We start from the raw sequence: 24,256 nt of genomic DNA, 5'->3' as shown, positions 1-24,256 counted from the left end.
TTTGACACCCCAATTCGTCAATCTTATCATAATACCATTGATCGAGACGGTCATCGCAGAATGGAGGAGGGCAGTCCCCTGCCCTTGGGCCAAACGGCGCCGCGTCCTGACGTTGCGCCGACGCCCGACTGCGTCTTGTCGTGCTGGAATTGGAGGAAATTCCTTGATCTACAGTACCCATCCGCGCCCGCAGATGGAGCGCAGCCAGTGGCAGCTGCTCGATGGCGCCTGGCAGTTCGCCTATGACGATGCCGCGCAATGGCAGCGGCCGGATCAGCCGGATTTCCCGCTCACGATCAACGTGCCCTACGTGCCGGAATCGCCGCGCAGCGGCATTCGGGACGAGGGTTTTCACCCGGTTGTCTGGTACCGCCGGACGGTTGAACTGCCCGAGGGCCTAGCGCCGGATGACGCGCACGACCTGATCCTGCATTTCGGCGCCATCGACTATATCAGCGACATCTGGATCGACGGCCAGCACGCCGCCTCCCATACAGGCGGCCACACGCCCGTCCCCATCGCGCTCGGCGCCCTGATCAAGGGGCGGTCGTTCGAGATCGTCGTGCGCGCCGAGGACGACCCGGCCGACATGCACAAGCCGCGCGGCAAGCAGGACTGGCTCGCGGCTCCGCATGGCATCTGGTATCCGCGTACGACCGGCATCTGGCAGAGCGTCTGGATCGAGCGCGTCGGCAAAAGCCATGTCGACCGCCTGCACTGGACGGCCGATTTCGCCCGCTTCGAGATCCGCCTCGATGCGCGCGTCGCGCGGCCGTCCGGATGCCGGCTCAAGGTCAAGCTTTCACTCGCGGGGCGGGTGCTGGTCGAGGACGAATATGCGCTGACCGGCAAGGACACCCGCCGCGTGCTCGCCCTCCCCGACCCCGGCATCGATGACGCGCGCGCCGAATATGTCTGGTCGCCGGAGCATCCGCAGTTGATCGACGCCGAAGTGGCGGTGATCGACGCCGCCGGCAATGTCGTCGATGCGGTCAAGAGCTACACGGCGATGCGCGGCGTCTCGACCGCGAATGGCCGTTTCGTCATGAACGGCCGTTCCTATTTCCTCCGCCTGGTGCTCGACCAGGGCTACTGGCGCGAAGGCATCATGACGGCCAGCGACGAGGAACTCCGCCGCGACGTCGAACTGACGAAGCAACTGGGCTTCAACGGCGCCCGCAAGCACCAGAAGATCGAGAACCCGCGCTATCTCTACTGGGCCGACGTGCTCGGTCTGCTGGTCTGGGAGGAGATGCCGAGCGCATACTCCTTCTCGACCGAGGCAATCACGCGCCTTTCGGCCGAGTGGCAGGAAGCGATCGAGCGCGACTATTCGCATCCCTGCATCGTCGCCTGGGTGCCGTTCAACGAGTCCTGGGGCATTCCCGAGCTGCCCCACGACGCGCGCCAGCGCAGCTACCAGCAGGCGCTGTACCATCTCACCAAGTCCCTCGATCCGTCGCGGCCGGTGAGCGGCAATGACGGCTGGGAGCAGATGGCGACCGACATCTTCGCCGTGCACGACTACCACCATAGCGGCGACGTACTCGATGGCCGTTATCGCTCGGAGACGGTCTTCCGCGACACGCTGACGACCTTCCGCTCGGCGGGCCGCGCCCTTGCTCTCGAGGGCCATGCCTGGGCGGGCCAGCCGGTCATGCTGACGGAGTTTGGCGGTATCGCCTTCTTCATGGGCCAGGAAGCCGGCTGGGGCTACAGCCAGGCGAAGGACGCCGACGACTTCCTCGTCCGCTATGCCGACGTGCTGCGCCCGACGACGGAATCGACCCTGCTCGCGGGCTATTGCTACACGCAGCTGACCGACACCTATCAGGAACAGAACGGAGTCCTGACGATGGAGCGCAAGCCCAAGGCCGACATCGCCCGCATCCGCGCCGCCAATCTCGGCGTTCCGGTCGAACGGCTGCCGCAGGATCCCTTGGGCTACAACGCCCGCTGGCTTGCCCGGCACGGGAAAGCCAAGGCCTGATCACCGGCCTTCGAGGTGAAAACAACGAGGCCGCGGACGAGACATCGCCGCGGCCTCAATTATTTCGGGAGCTATAAAACGGATCAGGATCCGCCAATAATTAATTGATATATATTATAAAAATGCGCTTACGAGGAATCGGAACGGCCGCACCGATCGACCCTGCGGCCGTGGAAGAGCAGGGCAGTTCACCTCCCCCGCCCTGCCCGCTACGCCTCGGAGTCCTTGCGGCCAAGCTGCGTCTTTTCGAATAGCAGCACGACGATGAGCGCGAAGCCGAATGGAATGAGCAGGTAGAGCAGCCGGAAGACGATCAGCGCGGCCAGAACGTCGTTGGGATTGAGCTCAGGGAGCGCCGCCAGGAAGGTCACCTCCAGCACGCCAAGACCGCCGGGCGCATGCGACAGAAGCGCGAGCGTGAACGAGGCGAGGAACACGCCGAGAATGACGAGATAGCCGGGATTTCCGGCTGCCGGCAGTGCGAAATAAATGATCGCGGCAGCGGCGGCGAGTTCCAGCGGCCCTGCCAGCATCTGGCGCGTGACGATCGGCAAGCGCGGATATTGCAGCGTAAAGCGCTTGAACTGCCATGGCGGGAAGTGCCGCCAGGAACCGAGGGCATAGAGCCCGACCATGGCGAGCAGGATGATGCCGGCGCTGAAGGACACCCAGTCCGGCACGTCCACCAGCCGGCGGACGATATGCGGCTCGATCGTCAGCACGAAGCCACCCATCAGCACGGTGCCGAGCGCGAAGGTGAAGGAGCAGAAGACGATGAGGAGGCCGATTTCCTGGGCCGTCAGGCCGCGCGTCGAATAGGCCCGGTAGCGCACCACGGCGCCGGAGATCACAGATGCGCCGATATTATGCGACAGCGCATAGGTCGTGAACGAGCAGAGCGAGATGAAGAGCCAGGAGACTTTCTTGCCGAGATGCTGGATGGCGATCCGGTCGTACCAGGCGAGCGCGGCATAGGCGACGAGGGTGGCGCAGATCGCCAGAGCCCAGTTTCCGAGCGTTATCGCGGCGAGACTGTCCGCCACTTCAGCGAACGAGATGCGACGAAACTCGCGGTAGAGGATGTAGATCGATACGGCGACTGCGCCGATCCCGAAGACGGACCAAGCCGCGTTTCGGCTCTTCATTAAGCAGTATCCCCTTTCCCGGGCGCCGGTTCCCGATGGTCCGCCGCTGTTATGATTCCGAGATTGGCATGTCCTTTTCGGTCGGGCCAGTGCGACGAATACGGCATCCCATGGTTAATGCCGCTCAGAGGCCGAGCGAGAATACCATTCCGTCGTAGGCCGGCTCGACGTCGCCAGGGATGCGCGCCGCAAGGGCCGCGTAGTCGAGATCGCCATGCATGTGGGTCAGGATCGTCTTGCGCGGCCGCAGGCGCTCGTGCCAGGCGAGCGTGTCGTCGACGCTGAAATGGCTCGGATGCGGCCGCCAGCGCAACGCATCGACCATCCAGAGCTGCATCTCGGCGAAATGCGGCAGGCTTTCGTCGGGGATGGCGCTGATATCGCTCGAATAGACGAAGCCGCCGATCCGGAAGCCGAGGCTGTCGATGTCGCCATGAATCTGGCGGATCGGCAGGATGTCGACCTTGCCTCCCGGACCGTCGATCGAAAAGCCCTGCCCTGCCTCGATCCGCGTCCGGCCGAGGATCGGCGGATAGCTGCCGCCGGCCGGCGTCCGGAAACAATAGCCGAACGCCTCCTCCAGCCGCTCCTGCGTGAAATCGTCGGAATAGACGGGCACCAGGCGGTGGGTATCGAGCCAGAACGACCGAAGGTCGTCGATGCCGTGCGTATGGTCGGCATGCGGATGGGTGAAGAGCACGGCGTCGACGCGATCGACGCGCGCGTCGAGCAGCTGGTTGCGCACGTCGGGGCCGGCATCGACGAGGATCCGCGTCGGATAGGGGTGATCGCCACGGAAGGCGTCGATGAGGATCGAGGATCGGGTGCGCCGGTTCTTCGGGTTGGACGGGTCGCACGCGCCCCAGTCATTGCCGATGCGCGGCACGCCGGGCGATGCGCCGCAGCCGAGCACCGTGATCCGCAGCCGATCGGCCCGGACAGCCCCTGCCCCGCCCTCAGCCATGCGGCACCGCCGTGGGGCCTGCCAGCGCGTCGCGCGGCACCTTGGTGAAGAGACGCATGAAGTTCTCCGTCGTCGCTTCGGCGATCGTCTCCGCCGACACGCCCTTGACCTCGGCCAGCACGGCGGCGGTGTCGCGCACATAGGCCGGCTCGTTGCGCTGGCCGCGATGCGGCACGGGGGCGAGATAGGGCGCGTCGGTCTCCACCAGCAGGCGGTCCATCGGCACGAAGCCGGCGACATCGCGAATCGACTGCGCGCTCTTGAAGGTCAGGATGCCGGAGAAGGAGACGTAGAGGCCGAGCTCCAGGCCGACCTTCGCCAGCTCCGCACCGGACGAGAAGCAGTGCAGGATGGCGGGGAAGGCCCCCTTCCCCATCTCGTCGCGCAGGATCGCGATCATGTCGGCGTCGGCGTCGCGGGCATGGATCACCAGCGGCAGCTGCGTGATGCGGGCGGCGGCGATATGACGGCGCAGCCCCTGCGCCTGCAGCAGCTTGTGCTCGGCGCCGTAGAAATAGTCGAGCCCGGCCTCGCCGATCGCAACCACCTTCGGATGGGCCGACAGCGCGACCAGTTCGTCGGTCGTGATGTCCGGCTCCTCATGCGCGCTGTTCGGATGGGTGCCGACCGAGCAGTAGACTTCGTCATGCGCCTCGGCGAGGGCGCGGATCCTGTCGAACTGGCGGACGCGGGTCGAGATGGTGACCATGAGGCCGATCCCGGCGTCCCGGGCGCGCTGCATCAGCGCCTCGCGATCGGTATCGAAGTCGGCGAAATCGAGATGACAGTGGCTATCGACCAGCATTCTGTTCAACGGTTCGGATGAGTGCGTCATGGATGGTGTCATGGCCGCAATATGGGGTGCTTCGTGCGCAGTCAGTAGCGGCTAACAGCCACGCTGTCGACCATTGTGGACAGTGGCGAGATCGCACCACTACAGTGCCGCAAGTGACCGCAGGCGGCCGGGGATTCGTACTTGCAACTCAGCCAACGCACTTTCTATGCGATCCTTCCAAGGCGCCTCAAGGAAGAGGCCCTCGTGCGCAAGCTGGCCGCCCGCCTGCCAGCCATGCAGGGTGCTCCCTCGTCGCTGGTGCTGACGCAGTCCGCCGAGACCGCCCGCCATCGCTACCAGATCGACTTCGAACGGATCGGGACGCAGCTGCATGTCTCGCTCGACCTCGATCTGATGGCGCGCGACCCGCACCAGTTCGAGATGGTCTGGCGGCGACTGCCGCCCCTGATCCACATCATGGCCCGCACGGCGCCTGGCGTGACGTCGGCGACAGCGAACATTTCGGACGGCGGCGGCAACATCGCCAACGAACTGGCCTATTGCTCCGACGAGCCCCAATCGCTGCTGGTGCCCGATCCCGGCTTCATGAAGCCCGAGATCTACCAGGCCTTCCGCCGGCTGGCCGAGAACCGGCCGGGCCAGTGGGCGGCGCGCAGCGACATGCTGCTCTGGCGGGGCGCCATTTCCGGCCATGGCGACACCACGACCGAAGCGATGGACATCGACGATCCCAACCTGAAGCAGCGCGTGCGGCTCTGCCTGGCGCTCAGGGGGCTCGACGACGTCGATGTGCGCCTGATCGTGCCCGAGCGCGACCGCGCCGCGCATCCGGCGCGGCAGGCGATGGAGGCGCACGGCATCCTCGGTAGCTACGTGCCTCCGGCGCGCTGGATCGACGTCAAGTTCGCGCTCGACATCGATGGCCCGACCAACAGCTGGGGCAATCTCTATACGCGGATGCTGCTCGGCTGCTGCGTGCTGAAAGTCGCGTCGCCTTCCGGCTTCCGGCAATGGTTCTACGACGAGTTCGTGCCGTGGACGCACTACATACCGGTCGCGGCGGATCTGTCCGATATCGTCGAGAAGGTCGAGTGGTGCCGGGCGCACGACCAGGCCTGCCGCGAGATCGCGGCGGCAGGACAGGACTTCGCCCTGCGGCGCACGCGTGAATCGGAAACCATCGCCACCGTGCAGCGGATCAACGACCGCCTGGCGCCGGGTTAGGTCTGGCAAAGGGACCGGCTGGAAAGAAGAAAGCCCCTCACCCCAACCCTCTCCCGCAAGCGGTAGAGGGGGCGCGCCGCACCCAGTCCTTCGAGAAGAGCGGCTCCGACATTGCAACCACTCCAGCCCAAAAGCCCTCGCCCGCTTGCGGGAGAGGGTCGGGTGAGGGTCTTCCTTGAATGTGGTGGGGTTGGAGGCCGATTCCGGAAGGAAGATCCGGGCTGAACCCTGTGGCTCGGCCCGGGAATGTTCTTACGCCGACTTTTCGGCCTCTTCCGCCTCGACATAGCGCGGGAACACGCCGGCCGGGGTGGGCAGGGTCGAACCGGGCGCGAGCCGACCGGCGGCCCCCAGAGATGGGAAACTGCGGCCGGCTTCCGGGATCGCCAGCAGGTCGAGCAGCTTCGCGGACGAACCCGGCATGGCCGGCTGCGACAGGATGGCGATCTGGCGGATCACCTCGGCCGTGACGTAGAGCACGGTCGCGGCGCGGTCCGGATCGGTCTTGCGCAGCTGCCACGGCGCCTGGTTGGCGAAATAGCGGTTCGCCTCGGCGACGACGCCCCAGACCGCGTTCAGCGCCTGATGGATCTGCTGCCCGTCCATGGCGGCGCGGCAGATCGGCAGCAGGCCATCGGCGGCGGCGAGAATTTCTTCGTCCGCGGGCGTGAAGGAACCCGGCTGCGGAACGACGCCGCCAAGGTTCTTGCCGATCATCGACAGCGAGCGCTGCGCGAGGTTGCCGAGATCGTTCGCGAGATCCGCGTTGATCCGGTTGATGATCGCCTCGTGGCTGTAGTTGCCGTCCTGGCCGAAGGGAACCTCGCGCAGGAAGAAGAAGCGGACCGGATCGACGCCGTAGTGCTCGATCAGCGCGAACGGATCGATGACGTTGCCGAGCGACTTCGACATCTTCTCGCCGCGGTTGAACAGGAACCCGTGCGCGAAGACGCGCTTGGGCGGCTGCAGGCCGGCCGAGAACAGGAACGCCGGCCAATAGACCGAGTGGAAGCGCACGATGTCCTTGCCGATGACATGCACGTCGGCCGGCCAGTAGCGCTCGAAGGACTCGCTCTTGTCGTCCGGAAAGCCGACCGCCGTGATGTAGTTGGTCAGGGCGTCGACCCAGACATACATCACGTGCTTCGGGTCGCCGGGAACCGGGATGCCCCAGTCGAAGGTCGTGCGCGAGATCGAAAGATCCTTCAGCCCGCCCTTGACGAAGCTGACCACCTCGTTGCGGCGCTCGTCGGGGCCGATGAAATCGCGATTGGCCTCGTAATGCGCGAGCAGCCGATCCTCGTAGGCGGAGAGGCGGAAGAAATAGCTCTCCTCCTCGACCCAGTCGACGACGGTTCCCTGCGGTCCGTAGCGCAGCCCATCGGCCCGAACCTCGGTCTCCGACTCGGCGTAATAGGCCTCGTCGCGCACCGAATACCAGCCGGCATAGGCATCCTTGTAGATGTCGCCATTGGCTTCCATGCGACGCCAGATCTCTTCCGAGGCGCGGTAATGGCGCGGCTCGGTGGTCCGGATGAAGTCGTCATTGGAGCAGTTCAGCGCCTCGGCCATGGCCTGGAAGCGCGGCACGTTGCGATCGGCCAACTCGCGGGCCGTGATGCCGTCGCGCGCCGCCGTCTGCACCATCTTGATGCCGTGCTCGTCCGTTCCCGTCAGGAAGAAGACGTCGTAGCCGTCCAGCCGCTTGAAACGGGCGAGCGTATCGGTCGCCAGCATCTCGTAGGCATGGCCGATATGCGGAACACCGTTCGGATAGGAAATCGCTGTCGTGATGTAGAATTTCGGCGCTGTCACCGCTGTCTCGCTTTTCTTTCAACGCAACCAATAGTCTGTGCGCCAGCTTGGGGCCGGCCGTTCGACAGCTTCACATTCGGGTCGCGCGAGCGAGGATGTTCATGGTCGTGAGCACAAACTGTTTGCGGTCGAGATTGAGCGCCTCGACCTCGGCCGAAGACTGTCGCAGCTTTTCCCACACCTCCGCCCAAGTCGCAAGCGGCGTCGCCGCAACGCTTTCGGGTATCGGAGAGCCGTCAGGCTCCGGCAGCGCGCGGGCGCGCCGGTTCAGCCAGGCGAAGACGAGATCGACGAAATTGGCGAAAGCCTCGTCGGCGCCGCGCTGGGCGACCAGGTCGCCAAGGGCATGGGCCGCCTGCCCGTCCAACTGCGGAAAGCGCGCCACGACCCGCGAGAAGGCGCGCCCGATCGCCGCCGCGTCCTCGTCCAGGAAGCCGATGGCGCGGCGCAGGCTCCCCTGCCCGGCCTCGGCGGCGAAACGCCTGATGTCGGCCTCGGCGTCGGAATGCGCCTGCAGCGCCGTCTCGATCGCCGGCACCGTCAGGAGCGGCAGGTCGAGCCGACGGCAGCGCGAGCGGATGGTCGGCAGCAGCCGGCCCGGCGCATGCGAGATCACCAGGAAGAGCGAGCGCTTCGGCGGCTCCTCCAGGATCTTCAGCAGCGCGTTGGCGGCGTTGGGGTTCATGTCGTCGGCCGAGTCGACGATGGCGATCCGCCAGCCCGCCTCGCCCGCCGTCGAGCCGAAGAACGGGATCGTGCGCCGGATCTCGTCGATCGTCAGGCTGGCCTTGAAGCGCTTGCCCTGCTCGTCCCAGGGGCGCGACAGGGTCAGGATGTTGGGATGCGAACGCGCGGCGATCTTGGCGGCCGCGGGCGAACCCGCCGGCACGGCGAGCGTGGCGGCATCCGGCGCCCGCGCGGGGTCGGGATAGGTCAGCGCGAAGCGGGCGAAACGATAGGCGAGCGTCGCCTTGCCGATGCCGCGCGGCCCGCCGATCATCCAGGCATGGTGCATGCGCCCGCCGCGATAGGCCTCGACCATCAGCCGCTCGACGGCGGGGTCGCCATGCCACTCCATCTGCTCTTCCGGCAGGGGCCAGCCCTCGATGGCATCGGGGCGCGTCATGTCCGGGACAGCCATGCGACTAGCTCACGCTTTCTTGGATTCGCTGCCGGACGCCCTGCCAGATGGCCTCGGCGACGGCGTCCTGGGTCTGGTTGGCGTCGATGACGAGGCAGCGATCCGGCTCGACGGCGGCAATCGCCAGGAACAACGCGCGCCGGCGCTCGTGCCGCTCCACCGTCTCCTTCTCGAAGCGGTCCGGCGGGCCTTCCTCGCCGCTCCGCCGCCGCGCCGCGCGCTCGAGGCCGATCTCGACCGGCAGGTCGAGCACCAGCGTCAGGTCGGGCCGCAGGCCGCCGATGGCGATCTTCTCGAGGCTGTCGAGCAATCCCGCATCGACGCCGTCGGAGCCCTGATAGGCGCGGGTCGAATCGATGAAGCGGTCGCACAGCACCCAGTCGCCGCGTTCGAGCGCGGGACGGATCAGCCGGTCGACATGATCGGCCCGCGCCGCGGCGAACAGCATCGTCTCGGCCTCGGGTCCGAGCGGCTCGGCCGCGCCGGACAGGATGAAGGCGCGGATCTGCTCGGCGAGCTCGGTGCCGCCCGGCTCGCGCGTCAGCACGACCGAATGCCCCGTATCGCGCAGGCGCTCGGCCAGGCGACGGATCTGGGTGGATTTTCCCGACCCCTCCCCGCCCTCGAATGTGATGAACCGACCCGGCAAGCGCGTCATAACTTCCCGCGTCATAACTTCCATTGTGGCAGCCACCCGATCAGCAGTTGCTGGACGGCATCGAGGGCGCGCTGATCCATCGACCCCTTGGCGACCGCGGCGGTCGTGTACAGGGGCTTCTCGAGGATCTGGGCGTCGCCGACCCAGACCCGGACAACGCCGACCTCTGTGCCCTGCTGGACGGGCGCAAGCAAGGGGCCCGTATAGACGATCCGGGCGCGAATGCGGTCGCGGTTGCCACGCATCAACAGAATGTCGAGCGGCTCGCGCGTGGCGAGCCCGACGGAGCCCGTGGCGCCGCCATAGACCCGCGCATCGCCGACCGCTTCGCCGCGGTCGAAGAAGCGCAGCCTCTCAAAGGCGGCATTGCCCCAGTCGAGCAGCTTGCGCGCCTCCTCTGCCCGCTCCTTGTCGGAGGCCAGCCCGCTGACGACGACGATCATGCGATGGCCGTCGCGAACCGCCGACGCCGTCAGGCCATAGCCCGATTCCTTGGTGAAGCCGGTCGACAGGCCATCTGCGCCGAGGCCGGCAGCGAGCAGCGGATTGCGGTTGCGCTGGTAGATCTTGTTCCAGGTGAAATCGGGCTCGGAATAGATCTTGTAGAGGTCCGGATAGGTGCGGATCAGGTAGTCGGCGATCTTGTAGAGATCCCGCGCCGTCACCTTCTGTTCGGGATCCGGCAGTCCGGAGACATTGGTGAATTGCGAACCGGTCAGGCCGATTTCCTTGGCCTTGCGGTTCATCATGTCGACGAAACTGCCTTCCGAGCCGGCGATCCCCTCCGCCAGGATGATGCAGGCGTCATTGCCCGCCTGCACGATCGCGCCGCGCAGCAGGTCGGAGACCGCGATCGACGAATTCAGCTTGGCGAACATGGTGGCGCTGCCCGATGGCGCGCCACCGGTCCGCCAGGCGTATTCGCTGACGGGAAAGCTATCCTCGAGATGGATCTTGCCGGCGTGGATGGCGTCAAACACCACGGCCATCGTCATCATCTTCGCCATGGCGGCCGGCTGGAACGGCGCGTCCGGCTCCTTGCTGTAGAGGATGGTGCCGGAATCGACGTCCACAAGCAGCGCGCTCGTCGCCTTGCCCTCATACGGGGCGGCAAACGCAGTACGCGGCAAAAGAACCGCGACCAGGGCCATCAGAATGGCCGGCACGAGGAGAAAGCGCAGCGAGGGCCGGTGAAGAGACATCACGAAACGCCGGGCGCCAAAACCACAAGGAAGGCGGCCGGCGGCCGCCCTCTTCTGGTTAACAGGCCCGACGCCTCGCGATCAATGCCGAACCTGGTCAGCGGGTGACCAGGTAGGCGCCGGGAAGACCCGCCGACCGTACCGAGCGGACGGCTTCCTCGCCATTCAAGGTGCGATCGGCGACGACGAGGCGAACCGATTGCATCGTCTTGCCACCGACCGAGATGCTGGTCGCCGTGACGCGGCCGAGATCGGCGAAACGACCGGCCAAGGCCTCGGCGTTGGACGTGTTCGAGAAGACGCCGAGCTGGATCACCGGCGCATCGGCGCCGCGATCCGCAGCGGCGCGCTGCACGGCCGCGTCGAGTGCTGCCTGAAGCTTGTCCTGGCTTCGTGCGCCGGACGCCATCTCGGCAGCCGCCAACTGCGCCGGCGAGACTGTTGCATCGGCCGCATAGGAGGAACGGGCCGAACGCGGGACCGGCGGCGCATAATCATCCGACGACCACGACGCCGGAACCGGCTCGGCATCCGAATAGCCGACCGGGCTGCTGACCGTATAGGTGCCGAGGCTGCGCTCGCCGTAATTGCTGCCGGCCGGGACCGGAGCCGGCGCAGCTTCCGCGACGACGCGGGGCGCGGGCTGGGCCTCGTAATAGGCGACGGCCGGATCGAAAGCCGTGCCGCCATAGTAATCGGGACGGGCGCGCGGGACCGGAGCCAGCGCCGCCATGACGATGGTCGGATCGGCGCTCGGCGCGCGCAGCGCCGGCTTGGGCGCCATCGCCAGCATGGTGTCGCCGGAAACGCTGCTGCCTGGGCCGCGATAGGACGCCAGCAGCATGGCCTGGTCGTGGCCTTCCATGCGGGCCGGGCCGATATATTCGACCTTCACCTTGGCGGTGCCGTGATGCTTCATGTCGAGCACTTCGGCCGTGCGAGACGACAGGTCCATCACGCGGTCGCTGGCATAGGGGCCGCGATCGTTGACGCGAACGGTGATCGAGCGGCCGTTGCGCAGATTGGTGACGCGCGCGTAGCTTGGCAGCGGCATGGTCGGATGAGCGGCGGAGAAGCCGTCCATGTCATAGACCTCGCCATTCGCGGTATAGCGCCCATGGAAGGCGGAGCCGTACCAGGAGGCGTAGCCGACGGCGGTGTAGCGCTTGTTCTCGAACGGCTTGTAGACGCGGCCCTTCACCGTATAGGCCTTGCCGACCATGTAACGCCCGCCGCCCTGCGGCACGGGCTGGCCGTATTCGACCACGCGCGGGCTGGCTTTGACGCCATATTCCTTCTCGGAGAAGTATTCCTTGCTGCGCTTGGTCGGCTTGGAGGGGGCCGTGGCGCAGGAAGCCAGGAGAGCGGCAGCGGCGACGGCGGTCGCAGCCTTCAGCATCACCCTGCCCTGCGGTGCATCCGGGCCCAAAAGACCCAGAATGTATTTCTTGGAAATCCCCATCTCACCTATCCGATAGCAGCAACTGTGGTCCTTGTCGATTGGACCGACCGTTGCCGACGCCTTTCGGGTCCAGACCGGCGCGCGTGGGCACGAGATTCCAGTCAAGACATACGAGCGCATTCAGCCGGTTTCGCCTTTCCGGCTGGTTAATCAACCGTGGCCAAATTGCGTCAATTGCGGGGTGCGGCAGCGGCGCGCGCAAGAAGGTTAAGCAATTCTCTCCAGGCCGCGGCGCGCCGGGCATCATCCACATCTCGATGGCAGGTTCCGCTTGCAATCGGCGGCCGGGTTCCGCATTGATCCCCGGCCCGGACGGGTGGCCGAGTGGTTTAAGGCAGCGGTCTTGAAAACCGCCGAGGGTGCAAGCCCTCCGTGGGTTCGAATCCCACCCCGTCCGCCAACCCCGCCGATTTCCCTCTGTGACCCGATATTGCCGCCGATCACTGCACGCCACCAGTCGGCATGCAAACCCGCCGATTCTACGCTACAGCCCGATAAATCTTGAATATCAGGCGTCAGCTTCCGACCTCATTTCAGCCGTTGAAGATGGGATATCGAAACTCCGATAGCAACTATCGCTCGCGCAATGCCGGGCGGCATCTCCAACTGTCCAAAATATTGGTTATTACTGTCTCCAGTGGCAATGTGGTGTCCACCTCGAGGTCATATCTGCAATAGTGATGTGTCTTAAGGTGGTAGCGTGCTTCGCCGATTTGACGGTTGCCTCGCTCTTTCTCGCGCCTCTCTATTTCGGCCAATGGCGCATGAACACCTACCCAGAAAACATCATAGGGGGCGAGGATAGCTTGCAACTGGGTCCACCAGGCGGCTTCCTCGACAATGTGCTCCACAAGTAGGTTATTGCCTGCTTCTGCGAACGCAGCAATCGACCGGTGGAAGCCATCAAAGAATCTCGCGCGCTCGTCAGAATGCACAAAATGCTTGTTAGCTCTGAACCCGGCATCAGCGAGTTGATCCGAAGCGTAATAGCAGAACGGATCTGTGATCGATGCGCGCAAGGCTTTTGCGAGAGTAGACTTTCCAGCGCTGGAAGTGCCGTTCAAAATGATAATTTGATTGGATGACATAGGTGTTCTTCCATTTTGGCGACATTCTCTTCCAAAATCAGTCGGTCCGTAAACCATCCTATTGCAGCCGCTCGCTCATGCCTCAATTCAGGAGGGCTATATGGGCGACGTCAGGCTCGGCAAGCCTCGAATTCCGCCAGAACGTTCATCGCCTCGACGATTCGAAGCACGTCTTCTTCGTGAAGCGCCCGCTTCGGGCCGCGCATCACAATGCCCCAATTGGCACCGTGATCGCGTGTGAGCCGCAAAGCGCCGAGAAGCGGTTTGATCGGGGCCGCCCTGGCGTTTTTCAGGTAGTCCACATCGACGCGATATGGATTGAAGTCCATCGCTTGTTCGAAGCGGTACGGCTCGTCCGAGGTGACACGACCGATTGTCGTGAATGCCTGCACCGGTACGCCTTCACCCATGCCTTCGCGCGGAGAGTAATAGACGATCCAGTCGCCTTTCTTGAGAGACTTCACGGCGATGTGCTTGCCATGCCCAAGTTGGGCAAAGCCGCCGTCACGGCCTCCGCGCGCGTGCTGCGCCGATGCGACACCCATCCAGAACGTCATGAGCAGATCCTTCCGGAGCCGGTTGGGTGAGGCTGCGCGAGGCCACGGACCGTCTGTTCAACCACCTGTCGATAACTCGCCGTCGGGCGGTCGATCAGTGCGCTGAGTTGACGATCATTGTCCTCCAACGCCCCCTTGGAAGCCGCGACATCGGAGTCCGCGATGAGTTCGGCCGTGCTCTCGGGGAGACCCATGCCGACAAGTGCATTCTTGAAGGCAGCGCCGGGCATATCCTTATAGGCGATGGGCTTGCCGGCCGACGTTGCGATCGCGTCGGCAAGATCGGCAAGGCTGTAGCTCTGATCGCCCGCCAGCTCGTAGATGCGACCCGCCTGATTCTCGGTCGAGAGAACGACGGCCGCCGCCTCGGCAAAGTCGGCGCGGGTGGCGGTCGAGAACCGACCTTCGCCCGCACTGCCGATCACTGCCCCGTACCGAAGCGCCGGGGACACCGATGCCATGTGGTTCTCCATGTACCACCCGTGCCGCAGCAGCACGACCGGAAGGCCGGACGCCTTCAGGAGCGCCTCGGTCCGTCGGTGATCTTCGCCGAGCCCGAGCACCGACGTGTCGGCGTGAAGCAGGCTCGTATAGGCGAACAAGCGGACGTCCGAGGCCTTCGCGGCCTCAATGACATTCCGGTGCTGGCCGACGCGGTCGTGATCCGCGCTCGACGATATCAGCAACAGCCTGTCGATGCCCGTGAACGCCGTCAGGAGGGTGTCGGGCCGCGAATAATCAGCGATACGGAGTTCGATCCCCTCTGCGGCGATCTGCCTGGCAACGTCATGGTCGACGGACCGAACGCCCGCAACGATGCTGCTCGCCGGAACTCTCTTGAGAAGCTCGCTGACAACGAGGCGGCCTAGCTCGCCCGTCGAGCCGGTGATGAACAGCCGGGGCGCATCGGCATTTTTCATGTCGTTTTCCTCGGTCGTCAATTCAGGACTTCACGACAGTATGGGCCGTGATGGAGTAGCCGAAGGGATCGCGGAACGCGAAGTAGCGGCCGAACGGCCCGTCTTTCGGGGCGAACTCGATTTCGACGCCTTGATTGACGAGGTGGTCGTGGAGCGCGTCGGCATCGTCGCAGCCGAACCAGATGGCAATTCCCCAACCCAGCTTGTCGGTCGCCCGCAGGTTCACAACCGGTGTGCGGACGGCGAAAGGAACCGGCTTGGTGTCGAACACGACCGCTCCCGGCGGGCTCGTTCGCGCAGGCTGGAGCCCGACAACACCGGTGTAGAAGGTGCGCGCGACTTCAATGTCTTCGACTTGAATGCCAATGAAATCGGGTCCGATCAGATGCGGCATGACGGGGCTTCCTTTGATTGCCGGATTTGATAATATCAGTGGGCTTATATTGTATAAGGGCCCTGATATGTCAATGCGAGTTTGCTGATGGACGACCCCTATGCGACGATCGGCTTCGCGCTGAAGCAGGCCCAGCAGGCGCTCCGGACGCGCATGGATGCGGAGCTGCGACAGATCGGCCTGACCACGCCGCAATACGCGGTGCTCGCCTACTTGAAGGTCGAACCTGGAGCATCCAACGCCGCGCTTGCGCGCCAGGCCCTCGTCACGCCGCAGACGATGCAGGCTATTCTCGTCACGCTCGAGAAGTCGGGTTTCATCAGGCGCACGCCCCATCCGGAGCACGGCCGCGTTCAGAAGACCGAGTTGACGCCTACGGGGGATCAGGCTCTGGAGGCGGCCTCTGCAATCGTTGCCGATGCCGAGAGGCGCCTCGTCGATGCCGCGGCGCCGCTCGATCCTGAGCTTGTCGCAACCATGCTGATGCGGCTGGCAAATGCCCTCCGATAGCGGCGGCTTTCGCGATTGGTGAGCAGGAGGACGGACGCCGCCTTGGCGACATCCTTGAACCTGGCCGCAGGGCGCCATGCCGCTCCGGGCCGGTTCAGACCTGCCCCCGGACCAGAGCGCCAGGTCGCGGAGGTCGCCCGCCTTGGGATGATCAGCCGCCCACCCCATCCGGCAGGGGAAGGCCATGCAGGTCGAAGATGCGGGCTTCCGTTCCGAAATGTCGGGGCAGCCGCTCGGCCTCGAGCGTCAGAATCGTGGCGCGAGGGTCGGAGACGCCGGGCTCAGGCGGTCGATGTCCGGCACGTCGACGCAGTCCGCGTCGACGTTGGGAAGGTTCGGCAGTATCAGGAATTCGTCTCCACGACGCTCGCCACCCTGCGGCCGCGCTCGTACCAGTTGCGGGAGCGGTTCACGATCCAGACGACGGAGAGCATGACCGGCACTTCGATCAGCACCCCGACGACGGTCGCGAGCGCCGCGCCGGACCGGAAGCCGAACAGGCTTATCGCGGCCGCCACGGCGAGCTCGAAGAAGTTGGAAGCCCCGATCAGCGCGGACGGCCCGGCCACGCAATGGCGTTCGCCGGCGACGCGGTTCAGCAGATAGGCGAGCCCGGCGTTGAAATAGACCTGGATCAGGATCGGCACGGCGAGCAGCGCGATCACCATAGGCTGCGCGATGATCTGCTCGCCCAGGAAGCCGAAAAGCAACACCAGAGTCGCCAGCAGGGCGCTGAGCGAGGCAGGTCCCAGCCGCGCCAGAAGCCGGTCGAGCGCGGCCTGGCCACCGGACGCCAGCAGGCGGCGGCGAACGACCTGGGCGAGGACGACCGGCATCACGATATAGAGCGCCACCGAGAGAGCGAGCGTTCCCCAGGGCACGGTGATGGCCGAGAGGCCGAGCAGCAGGCCGACGATCGGCGCGAAGGCCAGCACCATGATGGCGTCGTTGAGCGCAACCTGGCTCAGGGTGAAATGCGGCTCTCCCCGCGTCAGGTTCGACCAGACAAAGACCATCGCCGTACAGGGTGCCGCCGCCAGGATGATGAGGCCGGCAATATAGCTGTCGATCTGGTCCGCCGGCAGAAGAGGCCGGAACAGCCAGCCGATGAACAGCCACCCAAGCAGCGCCATGGAGAACGGCTTGACCGCCCAGTTGACGAACAGGGTCACGCCGATGCCGCGCCAGTGGCGGCCGACTTCGCCGAGCGCCGCGAAGTCGATCCGAAGCAGCATCGGTATGATCATCAGCCAGATGAGCGCCGCGACGGGAAGATTGACGTTGGCGATCTCGATCGCGCCGATGGCATGAAAGAAGCCCGGCATGACGTGGCCGAGAGCGATACCGGCCAAGATGCAGAGAGCGACCCAGATCGTGAGATAGCGTTCAAACGTGGACATGCGCCGCCCTCATGCCGTCGCTACGCGGCGACCTTCGGCGTCGATGACGCGCTCGCCGTCTTCCTTGATGAACTCGCCTTGCTGGGGCGGCAGCAGGTCGAGGACGGCTTCCGACGGACGGCAGAGCCTGACGCCTTTCGGGCTGACGACGATCGGCCGGTTGATCAGGATCGGATGCGCCATCATCGCGTCGACAAGCTGCTCGTCGGTGAGCGCCGGATCGGCCAGGCCGAACTCCGCATAAGGGGTGCCCTTCTCGCGCAGCAGCGCGCGGACGGGGATCCCCATCCGCGCGACAAGCTGAATCAGGAGCGCGCGGGATGGCGGCGTCTGCAGATATTCGATGACATGCGGCTCGACGCCCGCGTTGCGGATCATCGCCAGGGTGTTGCGCGAGGTGCCGCAGTCCGGATTGTGGTAGATGATGACGTCCATCGACTTGCCTCACAGGGAGCGGTTTGGGGAACGGGGAGCGCCCTGACCGGGCTGGCAGCAGGCCGATAACGCGGCGACCGCCGGATTGCAGACGTCGGGATGACCCTGGCAGCAATCGCGCATGAGGAATTCGACGAGGGCCGAAAGCGCGGGATAGGCGGCGCTGTAGATGATCGAGCGCCCTTCGCGCCGGGATACGGCGAGGCCGGCTTGCTCGAGATGGCCGAGGTGAAAGGACATGCGCGATGAGGATGCTCCGTCCATCGCCTCGCCGATGGCGCCCGCCGACAGCCCTTCGGGCCCGGCTGACACGAGGAGACGTACAATTCGCAACCGCGTCTCCTGTGAGAGCGCTGCAAAGGCGTCGAGGGCTCGCTGCTCGTTCATAGTAATCTCAATATCTCAAGAATCGTTGATATATTAATCTCGCAAACCCGACCGGATTGCCAGCCCCCCTCGGCTGCCAGGGCGAGCGCGCTGTGTAGAAGCCACGGGACAACTAGGCAGGTGGCTGGGTCGCCGGTACATCTCGACCGCCGGAAGCCGTTCAGGCCACTGCTCCAATTGCGTCGGATGCAAGACTTGCGGGACGGCGGTATTCGCGCATACCAAGGTGGCACCGCTATCGGTCAGTCCGTGTGCCTAGCCAGAGCCATACCGGTCGACCCAGACATCGAGGTCGATCACGATGACGCCAAACCTCTTTATCCTTGGCGCCGGCAAGTGCGGCACGACCTCGCTCTATCACCTTCTGGAACGGCACCCCGACATCAAGGTCAGCGAGATCAAGGAGCCCAGCTTCTTCTGCAGCCACTTCCAGGTGGTGAGCAATCCCGTCACTTATTTCGGGCTCTTTGCCTCCGACCGGAAATATCGCGTCGATGCCTCGCATGTCTATTTCTCGAATCCGGAGACAGCCCCTCTTCTCGCCAGTTTGTTCCCGGACGCGAAGTTCCTCCTCATACTGCGGCAACCGCAAGCCCGCGCGCACTCGCTCTACCAACACATGCGCCGGGCGCCGCATGCCGACGGCCGCTCGCAGGAGTTGGTGGAGAGCTTTCACGAGGCGCTGGAACTGGAGGCCGAGCGCTTCGCTTCCCGGGATTTCCACGCCACCTGCCGGCAATATTTCTGGAATTTCATGTATATGCGCTCGTCCCTTTATGACGGACAGCTGAAGCGCTACCTCGACCTTTATCCGCGCGAACGCTTCCTGGTAATGAGCCTCGCCGAACTCCAGCAGAATCCGAGGCGGATTCTGGGCTCGATCGGCGACTTTCTGGAGATCGACTCGGCCGGGTTCGGCGACGACATCCCCTTCGTCAATGTCGCGCCGGCCTATGACCGCTTCGCCCCGGAGAGCGCAGCGTTGATGGACTCGTTATTCGAAGGTCTGACGGATCGGGTCGACCGTCTCGTTGGTCGTCCGCTGGACTGGTCGATTTAGCCTGCCCGCCTCCCATCCTTCCTCGTTTCCAAAGCCTCCAAAATTAACCCGGGTAATATTGATCGAATAATTATACCCGGGTATAACGTGGCAAACACAGACGCCGAGCACGCCGCCGCAGGATCGGGAAAGAGCCAGATGAACACCGCCACAGCCAATGGAATCGAACTCGCCTGGGACAGCTTCGGCGAATCCGCTGACGTGCCGATCCTGCTGGTCGCGGGCCTCGGAACGCAACGGATCCGCTGGATGGAGCCGTTCTGCTCGGAACTGACATGCCTCGGCTATCGCGTCATCCGTTTCGACAATCGCGACACGGGCGGCTCGACCCATTTCGATGCCTATGCGCCTCCGGACTTCGGCAGGCTGGCGGCGGAACTGATGGCCGGGCAACGACCGGATGTGCCCTATACGCTCGACGACATGGCGGCCGACGCCATCGCCCTGCTGGACAGCCTCGGCATCGAGCGGGCACACGTCGTGGGACGATCCATGGGTGGCATGATCGCGCAGGTCATGGCGAGCGAGCAACCTTCCCGGGTGCTCTCCCTCACCTCGATCATGTCGAGTACCGGCAACCCGGCGCTTCCGCAGGCAACGCCCGAGACCTTGGCGATGATGATGCGCCCGTCGCCCGATCCGGCGGCCGATCCGGAGGGCTTTCTCGCGCAGCGCATCGCCTTTGCGCGCCATATCGCCGGTCGCGGCTATCCTTTCGACGAGGCGGCCCAGCGCGGACTGCTGACGGAAGAAGTCCGGCGGGGCTATGCGCCCAACGGCGCGGCGCGGCAAATTGCGGCCATGGCGGTCGCGGGCGATCGGCGCGAGCGACTGGCGACGATCACGGCGCCAACGCTCGTCATCCATGGCGTCGAGGATCCGTTGATCCCGCTCGCCTGCGGCGCGGATACGGCGGCCTCGATCCCGAACGCGGCCTACATGCCCATCGATGGCATGGGGCATGACCTACCGCCGGAGCTCTACCGGGCGGTCGCGAGGGCGATCGACGGCGTCGCCCGGCGGGCCCAGAGCTTTCCTGACAAGGGAGTTCAGGCTGGCACGTAGGTCAGCCGGATCACGCCGTCGCCGACCGCCTCGTTCGCCACGAGGCGGAGCCGCGGCCGGGGGCCGGCGAACAGCGGCTTGCCGCCGCCGACCACGACGGGGTGGAGGTAGAGGCGATAAGCGTCGATCAGACCAATCTGGCCCAGGCTGTGGGCGAGATCCGGCCCGCCGACCTGTATTTCCCCGTCGAGCTCAATCTTCAAGCGGTGCAGCGTCGCCTCGACGTTTTCGGCGACCAGGGTTGCGTTGGGGCCAACGGATCGTAGCGAGCGCGACACGACCCATTTTGGCTGGGCCCGCCACGCGGCGGCGAAATCGCGTTCCGCCGCGTCCCATTCGGGATGGGCCTCGTCCCAGTAGCGCATGACCTCGTAGAGCCGGCGACCGTAGATGCTGCCCACCTGGCCCTGCGCCTGCTCGATGAAATGACGGAACAGCGTCGGGCCGGGCGCAAACGCCATGTGGTCGACATAGCCGTCGAGCGACTGGTTCATTCCAAAGACGAACTTCGCCATGCTGCAACCCTCCGTCCTCGGGCGAGGATAGCCTGAACCAGCCACCGGCAGAAGCATAGAGCCGCCAACCGCGCCGCCTTGCCGGTCAGCGGTAGAAGGCCGAAGGTGCGATGCCGAAATGCCGGCGGAACATGGCGGCGAAGGCGCTCTGGCTGGCATAGCCGCAATCGAGCGCGACATCGATCATTCGCCTGCCCTGGGCGATCAGGCTCAAGGCCTGCAGCAGGCGCGCTTGCTGTCGCCATTGCGCGAAGCTCATGCCGGTTTCGCGGGTGAACAGGCGGTGGATCGTCTTCGCGCTCACCCCCAGCCGGCGCGCCCATTCGTCGGCCGTTGCCGTATCGGCCGGATCATCCATCATCGTCCGGCAAACCCGCGCCAGCCTCGGGTCGCGCGGCAGCGGCAAATGCAGCGGCAGCACGCGCGACACCCGCAATTCGTCGACGAGCAGTTGCAGCAGGCGTTCGTCACGGCCGCCGGCCGGGTAGTCGAGCGGGATCCTCGCCGCCGCCACGATCAGTTCGCGCAGCAAAGGCGACACCTCGACGACGCAGGTGCGCTCGGGAAGGTTCGGCACAACGCCATCATCGATGAAGACGGTGCGGATCTTGACCTCGCCGATCATGCGGACCTCGTGCTCCAGGCCGCGCTCCAGCCAGAGAGCCCGGCTTGGCGGCACCACCCACGATCCGCTCGGCGAGCGCACGATCATCACGCCGGCAATCGCATGCAGCAACTGGCCGCGCGGATGGGCGTGCAGACCGGTCGAGGTGCCGTCCGGATAGTTGACCTCCATCGCGGCCATGGCGCGGTCGGTATCGTGATAGTCCAGATGGCGGGCGGTGAGGTCGTGCGGCATGTCCCAAACTCGACAGTTCATGTCAGCATAGCGCGATACGAACCATCGGTGAACCGTTAGCGTGGCCAGACAGTTCCACCGCACCCGGTTCGCCGCATGAAAAGCTCCCCCTACAGCAGAACAGCGTTTCTCTATCCGTTCTCGGCCGTCGCGCTCTGGTCGGGCAATGTCATCGTCTCGCGTATGTCGGCCCACACGATCGGGCCGGAGGCGATCACCTTCTATCGCCTTCTATTCGCTGTGCTCCTGATGAGCGGCTTCGTCGCGCTTCCCGCCTGGCGAAACAAGGCCGCCATCTGGCCGCATCTCGGCCAGTTCGCGATCCTTGGCTTTCTGGCGATGTGCCTGTTCCAGAGCCTGTCCTATCTCGCCGCCGAAACGACGACGGCGACCAACATGGCCGTGTTCACGGCGCTGACGCCGCTTCTGACCGTCGCCCTCAGCGCCGTCCTGCTGAAGGACACGCCAACGATCGGCATGGTCGGTGGCGGCCTGCTGTCGCTGCTGGGGCTGATCTATCTGGTGAGCGGCGGCTCGCCGGCCGCGCTGCTTCGCGACGGCCTCCATCTCGGCGATCCGCTAATGTTCGCCGCCGCGCTCGTCTACGCGCTCTACGGCGTCCTGCTGAAGCGCTGGAATCTGCCGGTCACCGGCTGGCAATCGACCTACATGCAGGCCCTCTGCGCGCTGGTCATCATGTTCCCGGCGTTCCTGGCGACCCCGGCGCCGCTGCGGGCGCTGAACCGCGAGACCTTGCCGCTGATCGCCTATGCGGGAGGCCTCGCTTCCGTCGTGCTGCCATTCCTCTGGATCCGCGGCGTGCAGATCCTGGGGCCGAGCCGGTGTGCCGCGTTCATGAACCTGTTGCCGGTGATGACGGCGCTCGGCGCGATCCTGATGCTCGGTGAACCGGTGCGCCTCCACCACATCATCGGCGGCGGCGCCGCCCTGGCCGGGGTCGCCTGCGCCGAGATCTTCCGCCGGCCGCTCCGCATCGCGCCGGCAACTCTTCCCAAGACCGTTCACTGAAGAGGAGATCGGCATGACCGATCAGCAACATCTCGACCTCCTGCGCCGAATCGCCGAAGCGCTGGAGCGGCTGGCGCCGCCTGTCGCCGCGTCCGGCCTCGAGACCTTCGTCGAAGGCTATCTCTGGCTCGGCCAGGACGGCCGGCTGAAACCCATACGCCGGATCACCCGGGTCGATCTCGAATTGCTCAAGGGCATCGAGCCGCAGCGCGAGGCGCTCCTCGACAATACGCGCCGCTTTATGCGCGGACGCCGGGCCAACAATGCACTGTTGTGGGGCGCGCGCGGCACGGGAAAATCTTCGCTGGTCAAGGCGGTGCATGCCACAGTCTGCGGCGAGATAGCGGATCGGAATGCCCTCGCGCTGGTCGAGATCCAGCGCGAGGATCTCGCCAGCCTGCCCGACCTGCTGACACTGCTGGAAAGCGCACCGAGCCGTCGGTTCATCGTGCTTTGCGACGACCTCTCTTTCGATGCCGGAGACGCCGCCTACAAGTCGCTGAAAGCGGTGCTCGACGGCAGCCTGGCCGGGCGGCCGCAAAACGTCCTCTTCTACGCGACATCGAACCGGCGACATCTCCTGGCTCGCGACATGATCGAGAACGAGCAGGCGACGGCCATCCATCCCGGCGAGGCGGTCGAGGAGAAGGTCTCGTTGTCGGATCGCTTCGGCCTGCGCCTCGGCTTCCATAACCAGGATCAGGAGGGCTACCTCGAAATGGTGCTGGCCTATGCCGACCACTACGGCCTGCCCTTCGCCGCCGAGGATCTGAAACGCGATGCGCTCCATTGGGCGATGCAGCGCGGCAGCCGTTCGGGCCGGGCCGCCTGGCAATTCATCCAGAGTCTTCCCGATCCGATCGGTGTGTGATCGACGCGGCGCCCGTCCCAGTCTGGCCGGCATCGAGGCACCCAACCGCCTTTGGGATCAACGGGTTTCTCCCGCCAGTCTCTTGACCGGATATAGGCCGCCGCCTACAGCTGCGGACCAGCTTTCGGCGCCGGTTCGCGCGCCGGAATCTGGCCGCAGCGTTGCCAAAGGCCCGCGTTCTCGATGGTTCGCGGCCCAATCCCAGGGAGCCGGTCCTGAGCCGTTCCGACGAATTCAAGGCTGCCCTGCTCGCCGAGGGTGTCGATCTCGCCATGATCGAGGCGGCGGCCGGGCTGCCGCCGGTGAAGGTCAGCAGCCCCGAGGAAATCGCCGCCCGGCGGGCCGAGCGGCGCGAGCGCATTGCGCGCGAAAAAGCGGACGGAAAGCGCAAGGCCGACGGATCGAAGGTCGATCCATCGGCGGCAAAGAAGCCTAAAGCGCGCTAGCGCCCGCGCAGCGTCTCGACATTCGTCGGGCCGAGATACCAGTCCCGCGCCTGCACCTCCTCGAAGACGACCCAGACGTCGCTGTCGCCGAGGCCCGTGGCCTCCTTGATGGCCTCGGTCACCTTGGCGGCGATCGCGGCCTTCTTGCCGGCGGGATCGCTGGCGATGACTTCCTTGACGATGCGGATATTGACGAACGGCATTCCACCCTCCCTTGGCGGCGACATTGCCAGGCGGCGCGGCGTCGTTGGATGCGCCACGTCCGGCTGCACGCAGTCTGCAATCCTTCCGCGTCCGGCGCCAGTACGCGACGACAAAGACCT

General features: G+C 65.2%; 26 protein-coding genes and 1 tRNA gene. 9 read left to right on the top strand and 18 right to left on the bottom strand.

The annotated features are described in order from the left end of the window. The first annotated feature begins 163 nt into the window (after positions 1–163). Positions 164–1,990 carry a glycoside hydrolase family 2 protein gene (locus tag WFK98_RS08280; protein ID WP_336799890.1) on the top strand — a complete coding sequence of 609 codons (1,827 nt, stop codon included), beginning with the start codon at positions 164–166 and terminating at the stop codon, positions 1,988–1,990. A 209-nt stretch (positions 1,991–2,199) separates the two neighbouring features. Here WFK98_RS08280 and WFK98_RS08275 read toward each other — a convergent pair whose 3' ends face one another. The 3 genes from WFK98_RS08275 to WFK98_RS08265 form a co-directional block, all read right to left on the bottom strand. Next, positions 2,200–3,135 carry a lysylphosphatidylglycerol synthase transmembrane domain-containing protein gene (locus tag WFK98_RS08275; RefSeq protein ID WP_266337536.1) on the bottom strand — a complete coding sequence of 312 codons (936 nt, stop codon included), beginning with the start codon at positions 3,133–3,135 and terminating at the stop codon, positions 2,200–2,202. 124 nt (positions 3,136–3,259) lie between these two features. After that, positions 3,260–4,099, bottom strand: a complete 840-nt coding sequence (locus tag WFK98_RS08270) for an MBL fold metallo-hydrolase (protein ID WP_266337535.1) — start codon at positions 4,097–4,099, stop codon at positions 3,260–3,262. After that, positions 4,092–4,904 (bottom strand): TatD family hydrolase, encoded by an 813-nt coding sequence (locus WFK98_RS08265; protein WP_336800319.1) that lies wholly within the window; start codon positions 4,902–4,904, stop codon positions 4,092–4,094. The genes WFK98_RS08270 and WFK98_RS08265 overlap by 8 nt, the downstream gene beginning before the upstream one ends. Positions 4,905–5,138: 234 nt before the next feature. Here WFK98_RS08265 and WFK98_RS08260 point away from each other — a divergent pair, with 234 nt between their 5' ends. Beyond that, positions 5,139–6,119, top strand: coding sequence for a glycosyl transferase family 90 (locus WFK98_RS08260; RefSeq protein ID WP_266337533.1), 981 nt, complete (start codon positions 5,139–5,141; stop codon positions 6,117–6,119). A gap of 252 nt (positions 6,120–6,371) precedes the next feature. On the opposite strand, the gene metG is transcribed toward WFK98_RS08260, so the two are convergent. From metG to WFK98_RS27350, 5 genes are all read right to left on the bottom strand, one after another. After that, positions 6,372–7,934 (bottom strand): methionine--tRNA ligase, encoded by a 1,563-nt coding sequence (gene metG, locus WFK98_RS08255; protein WP_336799889.1) that lies wholly within the window; start codon positions 7,932–7,934, stop codon positions 6,372–6,374. 70 nt (positions 7,935–8,004) lie between these two features. Continuing rightward, complete coding sequence (locus WFK98_RS08250) at positions 8,005–9,075, bottom strand: DNA polymerase III subunit delta' (protein ID WP_336799888.1); 1,071 nt, start codon at positions 9,073–9,075, stop codon at positions 8,005–8,007. A 4-nt stretch (positions 9,076–9,079) separates the two neighbouring features. Then, the gene (gene tmk / locus WFK98_RS08245) at positions 9,080–9,733 is read right to left on the bottom strand and encodes a dTMP kinase (RefSeq protein WP_266337530.1); all 654 of its coding nucleotides are present in this window, start codon (positions 9,731–9,733) and stop codon (positions 9,080–9,082) included. 11 nt (positions 9,734–9,744) lie between these two features. Further along, entirely contained in the window at positions 9,745–10,935 is a 1,191-nt protein-coding gene (locus WFK98_RS08240) for a D-alanyl-D-alanine carboxypeptidase family protein (protein WP_336799887.1), read from the bottom strand. A gap of 97 nt (positions 10,936–11,032) precedes the next feature. Continuing rightward, positions 11,033–12,397, bottom strand: a complete 1,365-nt coding sequence (locus WFK98_RS27350; RefSeq protein ID WP_442907388.1) for a septal ring lytic transglycosylase RlpA family protein — start codon at positions 12,395–12,397, stop codon at positions 11,033–11,035. Positions 12,398–12,707: 310 nt separating this feature from the next. Here WFK98_RS27350 and WFK98_RS08230 point away from each other — a divergent pair. After that, positions 12,708–12,797 (top strand) — tRNA-Ser (locus WFK98_RS08230). Between the two features lie 172 nt (positions 12,798–12,969). On the opposite strand, the gene WFK98_RS08225 is transcribed toward WFK98_RS08230, so the two are convergent. The 4 genes from WFK98_RS08225 to WFK98_RS08210 all read right to left on the bottom strand — a co-directional run bounded on the left by WFK98_RS08225 (position 12,970) and on the right by WFK98_RS08210 (position 15,356). Continuing rightward, the gene (locus tag WFK98_RS08225) at positions 12,970–13,485 is read right to left on the bottom strand and encodes a chloramphenicol phosphotransferase CPT family protein (protein WP_336799886.1); all 516 of its coding nucleotides are present in this window, start codon (positions 13,483–13,485) and stop codon (positions 12,970–12,972) included. Between the two features lie 110 nt (positions 13,486–13,595). Continuing rightward, the gene (locus WFK98_RS08220) at positions 13,596–14,042 is read right to left on the bottom strand and encodes an EVE domain-containing protein (protein WP_336799885.1); all 447 of its coding nucleotides are present in this window, start codon (positions 14,040–14,042) and stop codon (positions 13,596–13,598) included. Continuing rightward, entirely contained in the window at positions 14,039–14,962 is a 924-nt protein-coding gene (locus tag WFK98_RS08215; protein ID WP_336799884.1) for an SDR family oxidoreductase, read from the bottom strand. The genes WFK98_RS08220 and WFK98_RS08215 overlap by 4 nt, the downstream gene beginning before the upstream one ends. Positions 14,963–14,984: 22 nt before the next feature. After that, positions 14,985–15,356: a VOC family protein gene (locus WFK98_RS08210; RefSeq protein ID WP_336799883.1), complete on the bottom strand. Its 372-nt coding sequence runs from the start codon at positions 15,354–15,356 to the stop codon at positions 14,985–14,987. Positions 15,357–15,443: 87 nt separating this feature from the next. Here WFK98_RS08210 and WFK98_RS08205 point away from each other — a divergent pair, with 87 nt between their 5' ends. After that, complete coding sequence (locus tag WFK98_RS08205) at positions 15,444–15,866, top strand: MarR family winged helix-turn-helix transcriptional regulator (RefSeq protein ID WP_336799882.1); 423 nt, start codon at positions 15,444–15,446, stop codon at positions 15,864–15,866. Between the two features lie 344 nt (positions 15,867–16,210). Here the strand turns inward: WFK98_RS08205 and arsB are convergent, their stop codons facing one another. The 3 genes from arsB to WFK98_RS08190 are packed head-to-tail and all read right to left on the bottom strand — an operon-like array spanning position 16,211 to position 18,088. Then, complete coding sequence (gene arsB, locus WFK98_RS08200) at positions 16,211–17,266, bottom strand: ACR3 family arsenite efflux transporter (RefSeq protein WP_336799881.1); 1,056 nt, start codon at positions 17,264–17,266, stop codon at positions 16,211–16,213. 9 nt (positions 17,267–17,275) lie between these two features. After that, complete coding sequence (gene arsC, locus WFK98_RS08195; RefSeq protein WP_336799880.1) at positions 17,276–17,701, bottom strand: arsenate reductase (glutaredoxin); 426 nt, start codon at positions 17,699–17,701, stop codon at positions 17,276–17,278. A 9-nt stretch (positions 17,702–17,710) separates the two neighbouring features. Continuing rightward, positions 17,711–18,088 carry an ArsR/SmtB family transcription factor gene (locus WFK98_RS08190; protein WP_266337521.1) on the bottom strand — a complete coding sequence of 126 codons (378 nt, stop codon included), beginning with the start codon at positions 18,086–18,088 and terminating at the stop codon, positions 17,711–17,713. Between the two features lie 301 nt (positions 18,089–18,389). On the opposite strand from WFK98_RS08190, the gene WFK98_RS08185 reads away from it, so the two are divergent. Beyond that, positions 18,390–19,148 carry a sulfotransferase domain-containing protein gene (locus WFK98_RS08185; protein ID WP_336799879.1) on the top strand — a complete coding sequence of 253 codons (759 nt, stop codon included), beginning with the start codon at positions 18,390–18,392 and terminating at the stop codon, positions 19,146–19,148. Between the two features lie 138 nt (positions 19,149–19,286). Continuing rightward, complete coding sequence (locus tag WFK98_RS08180) at positions 19,287–20,213, top strand: alpha/beta fold hydrolase (protein WP_336799878.1); 927 nt, start codon at positions 19,287–19,289, stop codon at positions 20,211–20,213. Here WFK98_RS08180 and WFK98_RS08175 read toward each other — a convergent pair. Together WFK98_RS08175 and WFK98_RS08170 are read right to left on the bottom strand one after the other, a co-directional pair. Further along, positions 20,198–20,728, bottom strand: a complete 531-nt coding sequence (locus WFK98_RS08175; RefSeq protein ID WP_266337518.1) for a dihydrofolate reductase family protein — start codon at positions 20,726–20,728, stop codon at positions 20,198–20,200. The two genes, WFK98_RS08180 and WFK98_RS08175, sit on opposite strands and share 16 nt — an antisense overlap. 85 nt (positions 20,729–20,813) lie before the next feature. Beyond that, positions 20,814–21,587 carry an AraC family transcriptional regulator gene (locus WFK98_RS08170; protein WP_336799877.1) on the bottom strand — a complete coding sequence of 258 codons (774 nt, stop codon included), beginning with the start codon at positions 21,585–21,587 and terminating at the stop codon, positions 20,814–20,816. Positions 21,588–21,683: 96 nt separating this feature from the next. On the opposite strand from WFK98_RS08170, the gene WFK98_RS08165 reads away from it, so the two are divergent. The 3 genes from WFK98_RS08165 to WFK98_RS08155 all read left to right on the top strand — a co-directional run bounded on the left by WFK98_RS08165 (position 21,684) and on the right by WFK98_RS08155 (position 23,933). After that, positions 21,684–22,616: a DMT family transporter gene (locus WFK98_RS08165; protein WP_336799876.1), complete on the top strand. Its 933-nt coding sequence runs from the start codon at positions 21,684–21,686 to the stop codon at positions 22,614–22,616. 13 nt (positions 22,617–22,629) lie between these two features. After that, positions 22,630–23,487, top strand: coding sequence for an ATP-binding protein (locus WFK98_RS08160; protein ID WP_336799875.1), 858 nt, complete (start codon positions 22,630–22,632; stop codon positions 23,485–23,487). A 161-nt stretch (positions 23,488–23,648) separates the two neighbouring features. Further along, a complete protein-coding gene (locus tag WFK98_RS08155; protein ID WP_266337514.1) occupies positions 23,649–23,933 on the top strand; it encodes a hypothetical protein in 285 nt (94 codons plus the stop codon). On the opposite strand, the gene WFK98_RS08150 is transcribed toward WFK98_RS08155, so the two are convergent. Then, on the bottom strand, positions 23,930–24,136 hold the full coding sequence (locus WFK98_RS08150) for a tautomerase family protein (protein ID WP_266337513.1): 207 nt from the start codon (positions 24,134–24,136) through the stop codon (positions 23,930–23,932). The two genes, WFK98_RS08155 and WFK98_RS08150, sit on opposite strands and share 4 nt — an antisense overlap. Positions 24,137–24,256 lie beyond the last annotated feature (120 nt).

The sequence above is a fragment of the Kaistia sp. MMO-174 genome (genome assembly GCF_037147815.1).
Taxonomy (GTDB): domain Bacteria; phylum Pseudomonadota; class Alphaproteobacteria; order Rhizobiales; family Kaistiaceae; genus Kaistia; species Kaistia nematophila.
The sequence above is the reverse complement of the archived record's forward strand: the minus strand, read 5'-3'. Positions and strand labels throughout refer to the sequence as shown.